This window comes from Amycolatopsis sp. NPDC005232 (genome assembly GCF_040607795.1).
Taxonomy (GTDB): domain Bacteria; phylum Actinomycetota; class Actinomycetes; order Mycobacteriales; family Pseudonocardiaceae; genus Amycolatopsis.
On record NZ_JBEXHL010000030.1, the window covers coordinates 1 to 17,673 of the forward strand.

Annotated in this window: 15 protein-coding genes; 8 read left to right on the forward strand and 7 right to left on the reverse strand. The window is 69.5% G+C overall.

The genetic code is table 11. From position 1 onward, the window contains the following. Window positions 1-173 precede the first annotated feature (173 nt). Window positions 174-701 (forward strand): DUF4232 domain-containing protein, encoded by a 528-nt coding sequence (locus ABZU76_RS38765; RefSeq protein WP_354879272.1) that lies wholly within the window; start codon window positions 174-176, stop codon window positions 699-701. Window positions 702-704: 3 nt separating this feature from the next. Here ABZU76_RS38765 and ABZU76_RS38770 read toward each other — a convergent pair whose 3' ends face one another. After that, on the reverse strand, window positions 705-1,673 hold the full coding sequence (locus ABZU76_RS38770; protein WP_354879275.1) for an alpha/beta hydrolase fold domain-containing protein: 969 nt from the start codon (window positions 1,671-1,673) through the stop codon (window positions 705-707). Window positions 1,674-2,021: 348 nt separating this feature from the next. Between ABZU76_RS38770 and ABZU76_RS38775 the strand changes: the two genes are divergently transcribed. Beyond that, window positions 2,022-4,253 carry a discoidin domain-containing protein gene (locus ABZU76_RS38775; protein WP_354879591.1) on the forward strand — a complete coding sequence of 744 codons (2,232 nt, stop codon included), beginning with the start codon at window positions 2,022-2,024 and terminating at the stop codon, window positions 4,251-4,253. Between the two features lie 32 nt (window positions 4,254-4,285). After that, the gene (locus tag ABZU76_RS38780; protein ID WP_354879278.1) at window positions 4,286-6,487 is read left to right on the forward strand and encodes a discoidin domain-containing protein; all 2,202 of its coding nucleotides are present in this window, start codon (window positions 4,286-4,288) and stop codon (window positions 6,485-6,487) included. A 42-nt stretch (window positions 6,488-6,529) separates the two neighbouring features. On the opposite strand, the gene ABZU76_RS38785 is transcribed toward ABZU76_RS38780, so the two are convergent. Genes ABZU76_RS38785 through ABZU76_RS38810 form a run of 6 tightly spaced genes read right to left on the reverse strand, consistent with a single transcriptional unit; the run spans window position 6,530 to window position 12,338 of the window. After that, a complete protein-coding gene (locus tag ABZU76_RS38785; RefSeq protein ID WP_354879281.1) occupies window positions 6,530-7,885 on the reverse strand; it encodes an MFS transporter in 1,356 nt (451 codons plus the stop codon). After that, window positions 7,882-8,556, reverse strand: a complete 675-nt coding sequence (locus ABZU76_RS38790) for an alpha/beta hydrolase (RefSeq protein ID WP_354879284.1) — start codon at window positions 8,554-8,556, stop codon at window positions 7,882-7,884. Before ABZU76_RS38790 ends, ABZU76_RS38785 begins: the two co-directional genes overlap by 4 nt. A 41-nt stretch (window positions 8,557-8,597) precedes the next feature. Next, on the reverse strand, window positions 8,598-9,596 hold the full coding sequence (locus tag ABZU76_RS38795; RefSeq protein WP_354879287.1) for a 2Fe-2S iron-sulfur cluster-binding protein: 999 nt from the start codon (window positions 9,594-9,596) through the stop codon (window positions 8,598-8,600). Further along, window positions 9,593-10,555 (reverse strand): 4-hydroxythreonine-4-phosphate dehydrogenase PdxA, encoded by a 963-nt coding sequence (locus ABZU76_RS38800; RefSeq protein ID WP_354879290.1) that lies wholly within the window; start codon window positions 10,553-10,555, stop codon window positions 9,593-9,595. The genes ABZU76_RS38795 and ABZU76_RS38800 overlap by 4 nt, the downstream gene beginning before the upstream one ends. Then, window positions 10,552-11,016 carry an aromatic-ring-hydroxylating dioxygenase subunit beta gene (locus tag ABZU76_RS38805; RefSeq protein WP_354879293.1) on the reverse strand — a complete coding sequence of 155 codons (465 nt, stop codon included), beginning with the start codon at window positions 11,014-11,016 and terminating at the stop codon, window positions 10,552-10,554. Before ABZU76_RS38805 ends, ABZU76_RS38800 begins: the two co-directional genes overlap by 4 nt. Beyond that, on the reverse strand, window positions 11,016-12,338 hold the full coding sequence (locus ABZU76_RS38810; protein ID WP_354879296.1) for an aromatic ring-hydroxylating dioxygenase subunit alpha: 1,323 nt from the start codon (window positions 12,336-12,338) through the stop codon (window positions 11,016-11,018). Before ABZU76_RS38810 ends, ABZU76_RS38805 begins: the two co-directional genes overlap by 1 nt. A 142-nt stretch (window positions 12,339-12,480) precedes the next feature. On the opposite strand from ABZU76_RS38810, the gene ABZU76_RS38815 reads away from it, so the two are divergent. The 5 genes from ABZU76_RS38815 (at window position 12,481) to ABZU76_RS38835 (ending at window position 17,642) form a co-directional block, all read left to right on the forward strand. Further along, window positions 12,481-13,233: an IclR family transcriptional regulator C-terminal domain-containing protein gene (locus ABZU76_RS38815; protein WP_354879299.1), complete on the forward strand. Its 753-nt coding sequence runs from the start codon at window positions 12,481-12,483 to the stop codon at window positions 13,231-13,233. Window positions 13,234-13,308: 75 nt separating this feature from the next. Continuing rightward, window positions 13,309-14,316, forward strand: coding sequence for a LacI family DNA-binding transcriptional regulator (locus ABZU76_RS38820; RefSeq protein ID WP_220243056.1), 1,008 nt, complete (start codon window positions 13,309-13,311; stop codon window positions 14,314-14,316). A gap of 116 nt (window positions 14,317-14,432) precedes the next feature. After that, window positions 14,433-15,824 carry an extracellular solute-binding protein gene (locus ABZU76_RS38825; protein ID WP_354879303.1) on the forward strand — a complete coding sequence of 464 codons (1,392 nt, stop codon included), beginning with the start codon at window positions 14,433-14,435 and terminating at the stop codon, window positions 15,822-15,824. Continuing rightward, window positions 15,802-16,767: a sugar ABC transporter permease gene (locus tag ABZU76_RS38830; RefSeq protein WP_354879305.1), complete on the forward strand. Its 966-nt coding sequence runs from the start codon at window positions 15,802-15,804 to the stop codon at window positions 16,765-16,767. The genes ABZU76_RS38825 and ABZU76_RS38830 overlap by 23 nt, the downstream gene beginning before the upstream one ends. Next, entirely contained in the window at window positions 16,764-17,642 is an 879-nt protein-coding gene (locus ABZU76_RS38835; RefSeq protein ID WP_354879308.1) for a carbohydrate ABC transporter permease, read from the forward strand. Before ABZU76_RS38830 ends, ABZU76_RS38835 begins: the two co-directional genes overlap by 4 nt. The last annotated feature ends 31 nt before the right edge of the window (window positions 17,643-17,673 follow it).

A 17,673-nucleotide genomic window follows, 5' to 3' on the forward strand; every position in this document is an offset into this window, starting at 1 on the left:
CGCCGGACTACGCCACATGACCCGAGACACCACCCGACCACTCACCCTGCTCGGCATCCACCCCTAAAACACCAACGACTTTGCCGGAACCCTGCTCGGGAGGGCGGGGGTTTGCCCGGCGATTCCCGGGGCCGGGCACAGTCCTGGGTGGCCGAAAGCTAGGTTTCCTCGCCATGGGGATCTTCAAAGCGTTGCCGGTCGTTGTCGTGGCCCTCGTGGCTGTCGGGTGCGGTTCAGGGGAGCCGCCGGCGCCGGTCACCCAGGCGCCGGTGAGCTCGTCACGAGTCGTGCCGCCTCCGGCGTTGGTGGTTTCCGCGGGGATCGTCGAGGCCGGGCTCGGGCATCGGGCATCGGTGCTGACGCTGACCAACAACGACGCCGAAGCGCACACGCTGAATGGCTATCCCACCGTGCGGATCCTCGACGGCACCGGGAAGCCGCTGGACGTCCAGGTGCACCACGGGGTCTCGTACTTCTCGCCGGATCCCGGGCCGAAGCCGTTCACCTTGGCACCGCACGAAAAGCTGCTGAGCGTGGTGTCGTGGTCGGCCACGGTGACCTCGGGTGACACGACGACCGGCGCCGCGGTGGGCGTGGTCGCGGCGCCGGGTGAGGCCGAGCAGACCGTGCCGCTCGAGACCGACCTCGGGACGACCGGGGAGATCACCGTGACGGCCTGGATGAAGGACCTCCCGAAGTAGGCCTCAGCCGAGGATTCGCCGCAGCCACGGTGCCCGCGCCGCGCGGGCCTGCACCGAAAGCGCCGCGTCCGGGGCCGAGCCGTCGAAGCCGTGGTAGGCGCCGGGCCAGACGTGCAGCTCGGCTTGGACGCCGGCCTGCCACAGGCGCGTGGCGTAGGTGACGACCTCGTCGCGGAAGGTTTCGGCGGTGCCGACGTCCAGGAAGGCCGGCGGGAGGCCCGACAGATCCGCAGCGCGGGCCGGGGCGGCGTAGGGCGAGACATCGGGGCCGCCGCGGGCGGAGCCGAGCAGGGCGGTCCAGCCGATGTCGTTGGCGGTGCGGTCCCAGACGCCGAGGCCTTCCATCTGGAACGACGACGGGGTGTCGTTGCGGTCGTCGAGCATCGGGTAGAGCAGGAGCTGGCCGAGCAGCGCCGGGCCGCCGCGGTCGCGCGAGAGCAGGGCCACGGCGGCCGCCAAGCCGCCGCCCGCGCTGGCGCCGCCGACGACCACGCGAGCGGCGTCGATGCCCAGCGAACCGGCGTGCTCGACTGTCCACTTCAGACCCGTGTAGCAGTCTTCGACCGGCGCGGGGTGCGGGTGTTCCGGGGCGACGCGGTAGTCGACCGAGGCGAACGCGAGGCCGAGCGAAACCGCGTACTCCTTGAGCACCAGCAGATCACGGCCGCGGTGCCCGCCGAGGATCATGCCGCCGCCGTGCATCCAGTAGAGCACCGGGGCGTCGGCGGTCACGTGGGTCGGGCGGCCGATGACGAGCGGCACGCCGTCGGCGTCCACTTCGGACAGCGTGACAGTGCCGTCGGCCGCAACGTCGGCCAGCGAGAGCTCACGCGTGGCGCGCTCCTCGCGCAGGGCCGGGATCGCGGCGGCCGAGTCGAGCGCCGGCCGCTCGGCCCGCATCTGCTCCAGCACCACCTCGAGTTCGGGGTCGAACGGCAGCGGCGGCCCCACCTGCGGACGGGTCGCGGTCATCTCGGTACCTCCCAGGACGTCGTGGCTCTCGCCTGATCATCCTGGCCCGGCCGGGCCTCGCGCCACCTCCGCCAGGTGGCGGGAAATCTGCGAGCCGAACGAGCCATGACGTCGGATGTCGAAAATTTGCGTAAGTCCGTCCGACTATTGCGATTTCCTGTCGGGAATTCGTATGATCCAGCTCACACACTGTCCCCACCAGTGCACCCGACCCCGACGAAAGGCGAGTGCTGCCCCGTGTCTCCCCTAGGTGTCTTCAGCGCGCCCGAAAAACGACGACCCACCTCGAGAAAGATCGCCGCGCTCGGCAGCGCCCTGCTCGCGGCCGCCGGCCTCACCGCCCTGACCGTGATCGCGGCTCCCGGCAGCCCGGCGACAGCCACTCCGAACGCCGCCGTCGCCGGCCGCGGCGCGACCGTCCCGTTCATCGAGCAGGAAGCCGAGAACGCCGCCACCAACGGCACCGTGATCGGCCCCGACCGCAGCGCCGGCACGCTCGCCGGCGAGGCGTCCGGCCGCAAGGCCGTCACCTTGACCGGCCAGGGCAAGTACGTCGAGTTCACCCTCAGTGCCCCGTCGAACTCGCTCGACTTCCGCTACAGCCTCCCCGACAGCGTCCAGGGCACCGGGATCAACGGCACGATCTCGGTCTACGTCAACGGCACCCACAACCGCGACCTGAACCTGACCTCCCGCTACGGCTGGTACTACGGCGGCTACCCCTTCAGCAACGACCCCGGCCAGGGCAAGGCGCACCACTTCTACGACGAGGTGCGCACCCTCTTCGGCACCAGCTACCCCGCCAGCACCAAGATCAAGCTGCAGATCGACGCCGGCGACGTGACCCCCGCGACCGTCGACCTCGCCGACTTCGAGCAGGTCGCCGCGCCCGCCGTGAAACCGGCCAACGCCGTGAGTGTCACCGACTACGGCGCCACCGCCGGCGACACGAGCGACGACGCGGGTGCGTTCGACGCCGCCGTGGCCGCCGCGAAGAGCCAGGGCAAACAGGTCTGGATCCCAGCGGGCTCGTTCACGCTCGACCACCACATCACCGTCGACCAGGTGACGATCCGCGGCGCCGGGCCGTGGTACTCCGAGCTGCACGGTGCCCGCGCGGGCATCTTCGGCAAGGGCGAGCCGGCCAGCTGCTCCACCCCGACGTACCCCGGCAACGCGGCGGTGCCCGGCAGCAGCGCGAACGTCGGGCTCTACGACTTCGCGATCATCGGCGACGTCCAGGCCCGGGTCGACTGCGACCAGTCCAACGCCATCGGCGGCGCGCTCGGCGGCGGTTCGGTCGTGCAGAACCTGTGGCTGCAGCACACGAAGGTCGGGCTCTGGCTCGACGGGCCGTTCGACGGGCTCACCGTGCGCGGCAACCGGATCCTCGACCAGACGGCCGACGGCCTCAACCTGCACCAGGGCATCAGCAACACGCTGGTGACGAACAACTTCCTGCGCAACACCGGAGACGACGGCCTCGCCATGTGGGCCGAGCACGACGCCGACCACCACAACACGTTCTCGTTCAACACGGTGCTGCTGCCGATCCTCGCGAACAACATCGCGATCTACGGCGGCCACGACAACACCGTGTCCGACAACGTGGTGGCCGACAACCAGGACCAGGGCGGCGGCATCCACGTGGCCAACCGGTTCAGCGCCGTGCCGCTCTCGGGCACCACCACCGTCACGCGCAACACCGCGATCCGCACCGGCGTGCTCGACTCCAACTGGCAGTTCGGCGTCGGCGCGCTGTGGTTCGACGGGCGCGACTCGGCCATCACCGGCCGCATCGACGTGGTGGACAACGACCTGCTCGACAACAACTACGAGGGCGTGCAGTTCATCGACGGCGCCACCACCGACGTGCACTTCGACGGCCTGCGGATCACCGGCGCGGGCACGTTCGCGTGGCAGCTGCAGTCCAAACCGAGCGGTACGGTCAAGAACGTCGTCGCGACGAACGTCGGCCGCGCGGGCGTCTACAACTGCATGGGCCCGGACGCGCTGACGGGCCTGGCCGACCAGGGCGGCAACTCGGGCTGGACCACGACGTTTTGCGGTTCGTGGCCGACGCCGGTCTACAACGGCAACAACGGCGGCACGACTCCCCCGACGACGCCGACCACGCCGACCACACCCACGCAGCCGCCGACCGGAAACCTGGCGCTGCACAAGGCAACCACGGCCAGCGGCTCCCAGGGTGGGTTCCCGCCGGGCAACGCCGTGGACGGCAATGCGAGCAGCTACTGGGAGAGCAGCAACAACGCGTTCCCGCAGACGCTGACCGTCGACCTCGGCAGTGCCCTGAATGTCAGCCGGCTCGTGCTGAAGCTCCCGCCTGCCAACGACTGGGTCGCCCGCACCCAAACGCTCACCGTTCAGGGCTCCGCCAACGGCTCGTCGTTCAGCACGCTCAAATCCGAAGCCGGCTACCGCTTCGACCCGGCGAGCGGCAACACCGCCACCGTCTCACTGAGCCCCACGAGCACGCGATACCTGCGGCTGAGCTTCGCCGGCAACACCGGCTGGCCCGCCGGGCAGCTCTCCGAGCTCGAGGCCTACGCGTCCTGATCCTCTCCGGAAAATCCCCAGAAAGGACAAAGATGTCCCCTACCTCAGCACGACCCAGGGCGGCCTTGCTGGCCGCGGCGCTGGTGTCCTCCGGGCTGACCGTGTTCGCGGTCGGCTCAGGCACCCCCGCCGCGGCGGCGACCTGCCCAGCCACGGCGTCCGGCGGTGCGAGCGTTCCGTTCCGGACCGTCGAGGCCGAATGCAGCGCCACCAACGGATCCGCCGTCGGCCCCGACTACACGCAGGCCACGGTGGCCTCCGAAGCGTCCGGCCGCCAGGCCGTGCGGCTCGGACAGGGCCAGTACGTGGAGTTCACGCTGCCGGCCGCGGCCAACTCGGTCAACGTCCACTACAACCTGCCCGACGGCAGCTCCGGCCGGATGTCGGTGTACGTCAACGGGACCAAGCTCGGCAGCGGGCTTGACGTGACGTCGCAGTACACCTACACCGATACCCCCGGCATCCCGGGCGCGAAGACCCACCACTTCTTCGACGACGCCCGTCTGCTGTTCGGCCAGAACGCCGCCACAGGCACGAAGGTCAAGGTGCAACTGGATTCCGGTGACGTCGGGCAGGCCACGATCGACCTCGCCGACTTCGAGCAGGTCGGCGGCGCCGGCGCACAACCGGCCGGCTCGCTGTCGGTCACCGACTACGGCGCCACGGCCAACGACGCCGGCGACGACACGCAAGCTTTCCGCAACGCCTTGCAAGCCGCCCGGCAGCAGGGCAAGGAAGTGTGGGTGCCGAGCGGCCGGTTCGAGATCGGATCGGCGCTGCAGATCGACCAGACCACCGTGCGTGGCGCCGGGCAGTGGTACACCGTGCTGCACGGCAACAACATCTTCAACAACGGCAGCGCTTCCGGGAACATCAAGCTCTACGACTTCGCCGTGTTCGGCTCGGTCTCCGAGCGCAACGACTCCAGCCCGGACAACGCGTTCCACGGCGTGCTCGGCAACGGCTCGGTCGTCTCGGGGCTGTGGATCCAGGACACCAAGTGCGGCCTGTGGCTGATGAACGGCGCGTCCTCGAACCTCACCATCGAGAACAACCGCATCCTCGACACGCAGGCCGACGGCGTGAACTTCGACGGCGCCGTGACCAACTCCGCCATCCGCAACAACTACCTGCGCAACAACGGTGACGACGCGCTCGCGCTGTGGTCCAACGGCCAGGCCGACTCCGGCATCACCATCGCGAACAACACCGTGGTGCAGCCCAACCTGGCCAACGGCATCGCCCTCTACGGCGGCTCGAACAACACCGTCAGCGGCAACCTCATCCAGGACACCAACGCTCTCGGCGGCGGCTACCTCGTGGCCAACCGGTTCAACTCGGTGCCGCTCTCGGGCACGGTCACGCTGACGAACAACACCGCGCTGCGGGCCGGGGCGCTCGACCCCAACTGGCAGTTCGGCGTCGGCGCACTGTGGTTCGACGCCCGTGACCAGGCCATTTCCGGCGTGACCATCCGCGTCAACGGCTTCACGGCCATCGACAGCCCGTACGAGGCCATCCAGTTCATCGACGGCAACGGCGCGGGCAAGCAGGTCAGCGGCATCACGATCGACGGCGTCACCGTGCGCGGCGCAGGCACGTTCGTCGCGCAGTCGCAGACGCAGGGCACGGTGTCGATCAGCAACCTCACCGCGTCGGGCGTCGGCGTGGTCGGCACGTACAACTGTCCCTACCCGAGCTCGATCCCGAAGATGACCTTCACCGGTTCGGGCAACAGCGGTTTCACCGGCATCTGGAGCGACTGTTCGAGCTGGCCCGCGCCGAACTCGGGCCCGCCGCAGCCGCCGCAGTCGGGCGCGAACATCGCCCGCGGCAAGGCGATCACCGCGAGTGGCTCGCAAGGTGGTTTCCCACCGGGCAACGCCGTGGACGGCAACGCGAGCAGCTACTGGGAGAGCACGAACAACGCGTTCCCGCAGTCGCTCACGGTCGACCTCGGTGACGCGGCGGCGATCAACAAGGTGACGCTGAAGCTCCCGCCGTCGGGCGACTGGGGCGCCCGCACCCAGACGCTCACCGTGCAGGGCAGCACCGACGGTGGCTCGTGGACGACGCTGGTCTCCTCGCGTGGCTGGAACTTCAGCCCGTCGTCGGGCAACACCGCGTCCGCGAGCTTCTCCGCGACGACCCAGCGCTTCGTGCGCGTGACGATCACCGGCAACACCGGCTGGCCGGCCGGGCAGGTCTCGGAACTGGAGGTGGCCGCGGCCTGATGCGCGAAGGGCTCCCCGGCCATTACCGGGGAGCCCTTCCGTTCACACCGCGGGTGCCGGTTCCCGCTCGGCGACCTCGGCCGTCTGCCGGGCCCGCCGTCCCAGGTAGAGGATCACCAACGCGCACACCAGCATCGGCCCCGACAAGGCCAGGAAGATCGCCGCCGGCGACCACGCCGCCGCGACAGCCGCGCCGAGCACCAGCGGCCCGAGGATCCCGCCGAGCCGGCCGATGCCCAGCGCCCAGCCCACGCCCGTTGAGCGCATGTTCACCGGATACACCACGGCGGCCAGCGCGATCAGCGCCTTCTGGCCACCGCTGACCCCGCAGCCGACGAGGAACATCGCCCCGAGCAGCACCCACACCGGCGCGTGGAACGCCGGCCCGGTCACCGCGAGGAACACCGCGCCCACCACGAACAGCGCGCCCAGCGAACCGAACGCGCCCAGGCGGTCCATCGCCGGGCCGACCACCAGGGCCACCACAATTCCGCCAACCGTCGTCAGGCTCGTGGCCGTGACCACGGTGCCGCTCGCGAACCCGAGGCCGGTCAGCATCGTCGGCAGCCAGCTCTGCAGCGCGTAGAACTCGCCGAGGTTCACGGCGAACACAATCCACAGCAGCACGGTGCTCAGCACCCCGCCATTGGCCAGCAGTGCCTTCAGCTTCACACGGCCACCGGCTTCGGCCGCGTCGACGGTCACCTGCTGAGTCTCCGGCGGCAGCGCCGGGTCGATGCGGCGGCACAGGTGGTACGCGCGTTCGGAGTTCGCGCCGCGGCCCGCCAGGAACACGAGCGACTCCGGCAGGAACTTCAGCATCAGCGGGATGATCACCAGCGGTGCCAGCGCGCCGACGAGAAACACCGAACGCCAGCCGGCCGTCGGCACGAGCCAGCCCGACACCACGCCGGCCACGACGAACCCGAGTGAGAAGCCGCAGTAGATCGCCAGCACGAAGCTCGCGCGCAGGCGTTTCGGTGTGTACTCGGCGGTGAGCGCGACCGCGCTGGGCGCCGCCGCACCGAGGCCGATGCCGGTGATCAGCCGCAGCACCACGAGCTCGGTCACGCCACCGGCCCACACGGACAGGAGGCTCATGAGCGCGAACAACGCCGTGCCCGCGATCACGAGCCGCCGGTGGCCGAAGCGGTCGGACAGCGGCGAAAGCACGAGATAGCCGATCATCAGGCCGACCAGGGCCGAGGAGAAGATCGGACCGAGCATCGCGACCTTCAGCCCCCAGTCCTTCGCGATGTGCGGAGCGAGGTAGTTGATGGCCTGTGTGTCGAAGCCGTCGAAGAACATCACGAGCCCGCACAGCATCACCGTGCCGTACTGGAACCCGCTCACCCGCCGCCCGTCGACGAACCCGGTGAGGCGCACGCCGGCCGTCACCGGACGTCCGCGAGCAGGTTCGCCACTTCACGCGCGTGAGTGAGCGGCGCCAGGTGCGGGGCGTCGAGCCGCACGACGTGGTCGGCTCCCGTGGCCATCTTTTCCTGGTCCACGGGGAAAATCGCCTCGTCGCGCTCGCACACCACGTAGGTGACCGGGTGAGTGCGCTCGACCCCGGTGGCGGGCTGGGTGAACGTGACCGCGGCGTGTGCCTGGCGCCGGGCGTGCACGCCGGCGAACTCGGCCTCGTCGAAGTCGTCCGCGAGCACCTTGCGGGCCAGCGCGTGGTCGTCGGTCACGTGCAGCGTGCCGTCCTCGCGCGGCACGATCCACTCCTCCGGGTGCGGCGAGCGGATGTCGAGCAAGGTTTCGCCGCCCCGCGGCCGGAACGCGGAAAGGAACACGCTGTGGCTCACGCGCGGGTGGTCGGAAAGCTCGCCGACCACCATGCCGCCGTAGGAGTGACCGACCAGCACGACGTCCTGCCCGAGGTCGTCGATGGCGCCGCGAACGTGCGCGACGTCGGCCGCCACGTCGCCGAACACCGCAGGATCGCCGCTGGGCAGCCGGTCCACGACGTGCGCCGCGTGGCCCCGCGCCCGCAGCGCTTCGGCTGCTTCCCGCCAGCTCCAGCCGGCGTACCAAGCGCCGTGAACGAGCACGAAGTCCATGGGATTCTCCTTTGAATCGTGGTGGGGAAAGGGAAACGCGGTCAGGCGGGAATGCGGGGTTCGGCGGCGGGCACGAACGAGTCAGCCAGGAAACTCTCCGTCGGCATGCCGCCGCGGCCGGTGAGCAGGTCGTGGGCGTCGGTGGTCATGGCTTCGCTGCCGCAGGCGTAGGTGCGATGGCCGGTCAGCTCCGGGTGGTCGGCCAGCGCGGTGTGCTGGACGTGGCCGGTGGCACCGGACCAGCTCTTCGCCGGCCGGGAAAGCACTGGTGTGTAACGGAACCAGCTGTGCCGGGCAGCCCAGCGCTGCGGGAGCTCGGCCAGGTAGAGGTCTTCCTCCGTGCGCGCGCCCCAATACAGGTGAACGGGCCGGGTGCTGCGGCGGGCGATGAGGTCGAGCACGATCGACTGGATCGGCGCGAACCCCGTGCCAGTGGCGAGCAGCAGAATCGGCCCGGCGCCGTCGTCGAGCACGAACTCGCCGAACGGCGTTTCGACGTCGAGCGTGTCGCCGGGCCGCAGTGCCCCCACCGTGTGCTCGGAGAAGCGTCCGCCCGGTTCGGTGCGGACGTGCAGCTGCACCGCGTCGTTGTGGTGCGGCGGGTTCGCGAGTGAGTACGGGCGCGGTTCGTCGTCCGGCAGCTGCACTTCCAGGAACTGCCCGGCCCGGAACGGCGCGCGCCGCCCGATCGGGAACCGCAGGTCGAGCAGGGTGACGCGCGGCGCCGGCCGGCGGATGCGGTGCACCACCGTGGTGAGCTTCTTGCGCCGCGGCGGCTCGCTGCGTTCGATGCGGCGCGGGCGCACGACGACCGGGCCTTGCGGTTCGGCCCGGCAGAGCAGCACACCGTCGACCGGGCCCGTGAGCTCACCTCGGCCGCGCACCTTCACCGAACCGGCGACCAACGCGCCGGTGCACGACGTGCAGACCCCCTTTCGGCACGAGTACGGAATCGCCCAGCCCGCGTTCTCGGCGGCTTCGAGCACGGTTTGCCCGTCGTCGCACGGGATCTCGACGTCCGTGTCCGCCACGGTGATCATGCGGTGGTCTCCTTCGTTCGTCCGAACAGGCCCAGCGCGCGGACCACGGCCGTCGGGTCGGCGACACCGCGCCCGGCGATGTCGAACGCCGTGCCGTGGCCGACGCTGCAGAACGGCACGCCGGCGCCCACGGTCAACGCGGTCGAGGTGCGGCCGGCGAGCAGCTTGACCGGGATGTGGCCCTGGTCGTGGTAGTGCGCGACGAACCCGTCGTGGCCCGGGGTGGTGAGCGCGACGTCGGCGCCGGTCGGGCCGACGGCGTCGATGCCTTGCGCGACAAGGGAAGCCACGGCCGGCGCGGTGACGTCCTCGTCGTCGGTGCCGAACAGGCCGCCCTCGCCCGCGTGCGGGTTGATGCCGAAGACGCCGATGCGCGGGACCGCGACGCCGAACGTCCGCAGGGCTTCCCACAACGCTTTCCCGGCAGCGGCGACGAGCTCCGGGGTGAGCCGGGCGAGGGCGTCTGCGAGGCGTTCGTGCAGGGTCGCGTGCACGATGTTCAGGCCACCGCCCGACAGCAGCAGGAACACGCGGTCCTCGGGCACGCCGGTGAGCCGCGCGATCAGCGGCGGGTAGCCGCGGAACGGGATGCCCGCGGCGTGCACGGCCGTCTCCGAATGCGGGCAGGCGACCACGCCGCGGTAGCCGCCGCCGAGGGCGAGCGTGACGGCGGTGCTGACGTACCGGATCGTCGCCGCGCCCGCCTCGGCGCTGAGCACGCCCGGGCGGAACTCGTCCGGCGGCAGGTGCCCGACGTCCACGAGGTCGAGCACACCGTCCTCCGCCGGGGCGCCGGGCGCGTGCTCACGCAGCCGGAAACCCTTCGCGGCGGCCAGATCCGCGAGGACATGATGGTCGCCCACCAGCACCGGCGGGTCCTCGGCCTGCGTGGCGGCCGCGACCGCGATCTCGGGCCCGATGCCGTTGGGGTCGCCGATGGCCAGCAACACCCGGCTCACAGCGGCAGCGCCAGGAGCGTGTCGATCTCCTTGCTGTCGCACACGACCACGCGTTCGCGCAGCAGAGCCTGATCGCCTTCGACGCGGTAGCGGTCGACATAACGACCGCTGGCGAACAGATCGGTCGGGCCGCCGCCGGTCACGCGCAGCACGAAAAACGGCGTCTCGCTCTCGACGTCGCCACCGGACTCGGTGAGGATCGCGGGCTGGCCGAGCATGTGGCGGTATACGTGCGGCTCGTAGATGTTGGCTTCCTTCAGCGCCGACACGCGGTCGGTCAGCATGCCGCGGGTGTTGGCCCAGATCAGGCCGGCGGGCAGGCCGCGGGCGTAGTTGTCGGCCGTGGTCACGCGGTAGTGGCAGTCTTCGGTGAAGAACGTGGGCCAGTCTTCGAGTGGTCCGTCGTCGATGCAGCGGGCGTAGTGCGCCTGGGCTCGGGCGATGGCGACCTGGTTGTCCATCAGGAACGCACCACCCGGGTGCGTTCGTGCTTGCCGATCTCGGGCAGGGGCGCGTCGTCGTCGGGCACGAAACCCATCGACTCGCGGTAGGCCAGCCAGAACCCGCGGACCGACGCCTCCGTGACCCGGCTTTCGCTCGACTCCGCGGTGTCGCCGCCCATCTGCAGGGTGGCGTACTCGTCGGACGCGCCGGCGATGCCGCGCTGCACGAAGCCGCCGATGCCACCGTCCTCCATGGACACGTAGCCGGCGGGACCGACCAGGTTGGACTGTTTCATCCGGACCAGCTGCTGTTCCTCGGTGTCGGACTCGAAGCCGAGGTAGGTCCAGTTGAGCAGCGTGTCGTCCGTGCCGCGCGGGAGAATCTGTCGCACGGCCACGGAGTTCTGGATCTGCTGCAGCACGAACCCCGGGTAGACGGACAGAATCTGCAGCGTGACGTCGTCGCCGACCTCACTGAAGCCCTGCAGCAGCGACGGGTCGGCCAGGCGGTATTCGGACTCGGACCGGATGTTCTGATCGCGGTACTCGGTGGTCTCGGTGGCGCTGCGGTCAATCGCCGAGTAGCTCACGTGGTGACCACCGGACTCGTCGACGATGATCGCGCCGCGCTGCGACAGGCGGTTGATCCCGAACGTCGTGAAGAACAAGTGCAGGATGCTGGCGTGGTAGGAGTCGCGGACGTTCTCCGCGTACAGCTTCCAGTTGTTCGGCAGCCGCTGCGCGAACCGGCCGAGCACCACGGGCTTGCGGCCGCCGAGCACGCGGTCGATGCGGTCGAGGATCTCCTCGCCGAGGTACTCCTCGATGTCGGGCAGGTCGTTGGACAGCGTGCCGAACACCAGCCCGTGGACCACGGCGATGCGCAGCTTGCGCGGTCCGTGGTCGGACAGGCAGAAGTTCGGCGGCATCCCGCCCTTGCCGCCCACGCCCTCGGCGAACGCGACAGCCGTGAGGTCGCCCTGGAGGTTGTAGGTCCAGGCGTGGTAGACGCAGGTGAAGTCGCGGGCCTTGCCGTGGTCGGCCATCGCGATCAGCGCGCCTCGGTGGGCGCAGCGGTTCTCGAACGCGTAGACCTCGCCGTCGACGTCGCGCGTCACCAGCACCGGCTGCTCGCCGATGAAGGTCGCGCAGAAGTCGCCGGGCTCGGCCAGCTCGGCCTCGAGGCACAGGTAGCTCCAGTGGGGGCCGTGGAAGATCCGGTCCTGCTCGGCGCGGTACACCGCCTCGTCCTGGAAAACCCAGTACGGCACCCGGGTCAGCGACCGCGGCCAGCTGCGGTCGGGTGCGCGGCCCGCAGTGGTCCCCGTGAGGCGATCCATCGTCGGTTCCTCCTCGCCCGGGGTGCCGCTCGACAGTTCGCGGCACCCCTGATAGTGTTCGAATAACGAACGCAGTTTCACTTGCCGAACACATTGAAGGCAGGCGAGAGCCTGCCGTCAAGACCCATTTCCCGGGAGAGTCATGCCCGCAGCCGAAGGAATGGCCGGTTTGGCCAAGGGATTGGCGATCCTGGAGCTGTTCGGCGAGGCGTCTCCGAAGCTCGCGATCAGCGACGCGGCGCGCCTCACCGGCCTCAACCGCGCCGTGGCCCGCCGCTGCCTGCTCACGCTCGTCGACCTCGGGTACCTCACCCACGACGGCAAGCACTTCCTGCCCACCCCGCGCCTGTTGCGCCTGGGCGACGCGTACGTCGAGTCGACGGCACTGCCGCAGCTCGCGCAGCCACACCTGGCGGCGGTGCGCGAGCACGTGCAGGAGTCGGCATCGCTGGCGGTGCTGCAGAACGACGAGGCGCTGTTCATCGCGCGCAGCGAGGTGAAGCGGATCGTCAACACGGGCGTGCGCATCGGCGCGAGCGTGCCGGCGTACGCGTCGGCGACCGGGCACGTGCTCCTTTCCGCACTGTCCACGGAGGACTTGACGGCCTACCTCGACCGGTCCGAATTCCACCCCAGAACCCCGAAAACACCGGTGACGCCCGACGAGATCCGCCGACGCGTGGACCTCGTGCGCGAGGAAGGCGCGGCGTTCACCGACGAGGAGCTGGAATACGGCCTGCGCTCGCTCGCCGTGCCCGTGCTCGACTCGCGCGGCCGCACCGTCGCCGCGATGTCGGTGAGCGCCACCGCGGGCCGCATCTCGATGGACCAGCTGCGCGACGAGTTCCTGCCGGTGCTGCTCGACCAGGCGGAGCAGTTGGGGCGCAAGCTGTAACCGGTGGCTCAGCGTGTCAGCACCCTCGCGCCGTGAAGTCGAGATTTTGCGAGCCATTGCAGTAAAGTTTCAGCCATGACGCGTCGACTTGCCGAAGTGGCCCGACAGGTGGGGGTCAGCGAAGCCACGGTCAGCCGGGTGCTCAACGGCCGGCCCGGGGTTTCCGCGAGTACCCGGGCCGCCGTTCTCACCGCGCTGGACGTGATGGGCTACGAACGCCCCACCCAGCTGCGCGGGGAACGGGCCCGCCTGGTGGGGCTCGTGCTGCCCGAGCTGCAGAATCCGATCTTCCCCGCGCTGGCCGAGATCATGGGCAACGCGCTGGCCCAGCAGGGCTTCACGCCCGTGCTGTGCACGCGCACCGCCGGCGGGGTGTCCGAAGCCGAGTACGTGGAGCTGCTCCTGCAGCAGCAGGTGTCCGGGGTGGTGTTCGCCGGCGGGTTGTTCGCCCAGGCCGACGCCGTGCACACGCACTACCACCACCTCGTGGAACGCAAATTGCCGACGGTGTTGATCAACGCCGCCGTCGACCACCTCGGGCTGCCGCAGGTCTCGTGCGACGACGCGGTGGCCGTGGAGCAGGTCGTGGGGCACCTGAGCTCGCTCGGCCACGAGAAGATCGGCCTGGTCCTGGGCCCGGCCGACCACGTGCCGTCGCAGCGCAAGCTCGCGGCTTTCCGCTCGTACGCGGCGAAACTCGGCCTGCCCGTGCTCGACGAGCTGGTGGAGCACGGCATGTTCTCCATCGAGGGCGGGCACGCCGCGGCCGCGCGCCTGTACCCGCGCGGGGCCACCGCCGTGCTGTGCGCGAGCGACCTGCTGGCCCTCGGCGCGATCCGCGCCGCGCGGCGACAAGGCCTCTCGGTGCCGGACGACATCTCCGTGGTCGGCTACGACGACTCCGCGCTCATGAACTGCACCGACCCGCCGCTCACGACCACGCGCCAGCCGATCGAGGCGATGGGCCGCGCCGTGGTGGAGCTGCTCGTGAAGCGGATCAACGGCGGCGAGGTCGCGGCCGAGGAACTGCTGTTCGCTCCCGAGCTCGTGGTGAGGGGGTCGACCGCGCGGCACCGGGCGTGATCACGTCCTGTTCGTAACTTGCAAATCCTCGTCGGGTTATTGCGGCGTTCTGGTCTCACACTTTAGAGTGACGGCCATCACGACACAGTCGTCGCGACCGCGAGAAGAGGCTTGAGATGAGCAGTCCCTGGTCCCGAGCAGCGAGGTCCAGCCGCACCCCCAGAACCGTGATCGCCCTGCTCACCGCGGGCGGCCTGGCCGTGAGCCTCGCCGCCTGCGGCTCCGGCTCCGAGGGCTCAGATGCCGACGGAAAGGTCCAGATCACCGTCACCGGGCAGCCGCCGACCACGCAGCCGTTCGAGCGCAAGGTGTTCGACGCCGACGTCGCCGAGTTCGAGGCTTCGCACCCGGACATCGACATCGTGCCCCACGAGGGGTTCATGGACCCCAAGACGTTCTCGGCCAAGCTCGCCGGCGGCCAGCTCGAAGACGTGTACTACGTGTACTTCACCGACCCGGCGCAGATCATCGCCCGGCACCAGGCCGCCGACATCACGGAAGCGGCGAAGAGTGTGCCGCATGTGAACGACATCCAGCCGCAACTCCTGGACAACTTCCGGGACGCGAGCGGCAAGCTTTACGGCCTCCCGACGGCGAACTACACCATGGGGCTCGTCTACAACCGCAAGCTCTTCCAGCAGGCCGGGCTCGACCCGGACAAGCCGCCCGCCACCTGGGACGAGGTGCGGGCCGACGCGAAGAAGATCTCCGCGCTGGGCAACGGGGTCGTCGGGTACGCCGACTACAGCAAGAACAACCAGGGCGGCTGGCACATGACCGGCTGGCTGTACTCGATGGGCGGCGACATCGCCCGCAAGGACGGCGACAAGTGGGTCGCCGACTTCGACAACGACAAGGGCCGCGCCGCACTGAACTACCTGCACGCCATGCGCTGGGACGACAACTCCATGGGCAGCAAGCAGCTGCTGCAGGACGTCGACGTGCAGCGAATGATGGGCGCCGGCCAGCTCGGCATGTACATGGCCGCGCCGGACAACGTGCCCGTGCTGGTGAAGCAGTTCAACGGCAAGTACGAGGACTACGGCATCGCCGGGATGCCCGGCACGCAGGGCACCCTGCTCGGCGGCGAGGGCTACATGATCAACCCGAAGGCGTCGGCCGCGAAGATCAAGGCCGGTCTCGAGTGGATCCAGTGGAAGTACCTCAACCCCGACCGCTTCGACAAGCACGTGAAGCAGTACGCCGACGGCAAGCAGCCCGTGGGCCTGCCGACCGAGCCGACGCCGGACATCTGGCAAGGCGCGGTGCGCGACCAGCAGCTGGCCGTGAAGAAGAAGTACGCCAACGTGCCCGCGGAGAACTACCAGTCCTACGTGGACACCGCGGACAAGATCAAGGGCAGCATCGAGCCACCGAACGCGCAGCAGATCTACGCGGCGCTTGACAGCGTGATGCAGGCCGTGCTCACCGACCGCAACGCGAACATCGACCAGCTGCTCGGCTCGGCACAGTCGAAGGTCAACAGTGTCCTCGCCCAGGTCAGGTAACGTACTCGACTGGCCCGCGGTCACCCCGCGGGCCGGTCGGCCTGCCGCCTCGGCCGCCGAACGCCGGCGCGCCCGGCTCAAGCGGCGCCTGCGCGAGAACCTCACCGCGTACACGCTGTTGTGCGCCGCGCTCGTGGTGTTCGCGATGTTCTCCTGGTACCCCATCGTGCGCGGGGTGCTGCTGAGCTTCCAGCAGGTCGACTTCGTGAACCCGCCGACGTGGGTCGGGTTCGACAACTTCGCGCGCCTGTTCGCCGACCCGTTGTTCGGGGTCGCGTGGCGCAACACGTTGCTGTTCACCGGGTTCGCCGTCGTCTTCGGGTTCCTCGTGCCGTTCCTGGCGGCGGTGCTGCTCAACGAGCTGCGCCACGCGCGGGCGTACTTCCGGCTCGCCGTCTACCTGCCCGTGATGCTGCCGCCCGTGGTCACGGCGCTGATGTGGAAGTGGTTCTACGACCCGGGTCCCGGGCTGTTCAACTCGGCGCTGCACGCGGTCGGCCTGCCCGGCCTGCAATGGCTCGACTCTTCGACGACCGCGATGCTGTCGCTGGTGTTCGTGTCCACCTGGGCCAACATGGGCAGCACCACGCTGATCTACCTGGCAGCGCTGCAGACCATCCCGGGTGAGCTGTACGAGGCCGCGGAGCTCGACGGCGCCGGGATGTGGCGGCGGCTGCGGCACGTGACCTTCCCGCAGACGCGGTTCGTGCTGCTGGTCCTCCTACTGCTGCAGATCGTGGCGACGATGCAGGTGTTCACCGAGCCGTACGTGATGACCGGCGGCGGCCCGGACGACTCGACGGTGACCGTGCTCCTGCTGCTGTACCGCTACGCCTTCGTCTACAACGACTTCGGCTCGGCCAGCGCGATGAGCCTGCTGCTGTTCGTGGCGCTGGGCGTGTTCTCGGCGATGTACGTGCGTCTCACGAGGAGGGTGGAATGACAGCCGCGCGGACGCTGGTCTCGCCTTCGCAACTGCGTACACCGGGCGGCAAGACCGTCTACGTGATCGTGTTCGTGTGCACGTTCACCTTGTTCACCTTGGCGTTCCTGTTTCCGTTGTACTGGGCGGTGACGGGGGCGATGAAGTCACCGGCGGAGCTCGCGGCGACCCCGGCGACGATCGTGCCGCGCGAGTGGCATCCGGAGTCGTTTTCCGAGGCCTGGGACCAAATGGACCTCGGAAAGTACTTCCTCAACACGGTGGTCGTGGCGGGCGGCGCGTGGCTGGTGCAGCTGGCGGTCGACGTACCGGCCGCGTTCGCGCTGTCGAAGCTGCGGCCCAAGTTCGGCAATGTCGTTCTGGGATTGATGCTCGTCACGCTCATGCTGCCGGCCGCGGCGCTGCTGGTGCCGACGTACGTGACGGTGACGGACTTGCCGCTGCTGCACTTGAACCTCATCAACTCTCCCGCCGCGATCTGGCTGCCCGCGGCGGCCAACGCGTTCAACATCTATCTGCTGAAACGGTTCTTCGACCAGATCCCGGACGAACTCATCGAAGCCGCGCGCCTCGACGGCGCCGGTCCGGTGCGGACATTGTGGACGATCATCCTGCCCATCTCGCGCCCGATCCTCGCCGTGGTCTCGATCCTCACGATCGTGGCCGCGTGGAAGGACTTCATCTGGCCGCTGCTGGTGTTCCCGGACACCGGCAAGCAGACGCTGAGCGTGATGCTGCAGCGGGTGGCGATCGACATGCCACTGAACCTGCTGGTGGCGGGGATGGTCCTGGCGAGCATGCCGATGATCGTGTTGTTCCTCGTGTTCCAGCGCCAGATCCTCGCCGGGCTCACCGCCGGTTCGATCAAGGGCTGACACACCGACTGTGTACGCAAACGACTCTGGG

Coding starts and splice junctions, on each gene's coding strand:
- ABZU76_RS38815 (WP_354879299.1), top strand. CDS start 12,481: ATGCCCGCAGCCGAAGGAATGGCCGGTTTGGCCAAGGGATTGGCGATC.
- ABZU76_RS38805 (WP_354879293.1), bottom strand. CDS start 11,016: ATGGACAACCAGGTCGCCATCGCCCGAGCCCAGGCGCACTACGCCCGC.
- ABZU76_RS38835 (WP_354879308.1), top strand. CDS start 16,764: ATGACAGCCGCGCGGACGCTGGTCTCGCCTTCGCAACTGCGTACACCG.
- ABZU76_RS38810 (WP_354879296.1), bottom strand. CDS start 12,338: ATGGATCGCCTCACGGGGACCACTGCGGGCCGCGCACCCGACCGCAGC.
- ABZU76_RS38825 (WP_354879303.1), top strand. CDS start 14,433: ATGAGCAGTCCCTGGTCCCGAGCAGCGAGGTCCAGCCGCACCCCCAGA.
- ABZU76_RS38790 (WP_354879284.1), bottom strand. CDS start 8,556: ATGGACTTCGTGCTCGTTCACGGCGCTTGGTACGCCGGCTGGAGCTGG.
- ABZU76_RS38820 (WP_220243056.1), top strand. CDS start 13,309: ATGACGCGTCGACTTGCCGAAGTGGCCCGACAGGTGGGGGTCAGCGAA.
- ABZU76_RS38765 (WP_354879272.1), top strand. CDS start 174: ATGGGGATCTTCAAAGCGTTGCCGGTCGTTGTCGTGGCCCTCGTGGCT.
- ABZU76_RS38780 (WP_354879278.1), top strand. CDS start 4,286: ATGTCCCCTACCTCAGCACGACCCAGGGCGGCCTTGCTGGCCGCGGCG.
- ABZU76_RS38795 (WP_354879287.1), bottom strand. CDS start 9,596: ATGATCACCGTGGCGGACACGGACGTCGAGATCCCGTGCGACGACGGG.
- ABZU76_RS38770 (WP_354879275.1), bottom strand. CDS start 1,673: ATGACCGCGACCCGTCCGCAGGTGGGGCCGCCGCTGCCGTTCGACCCC.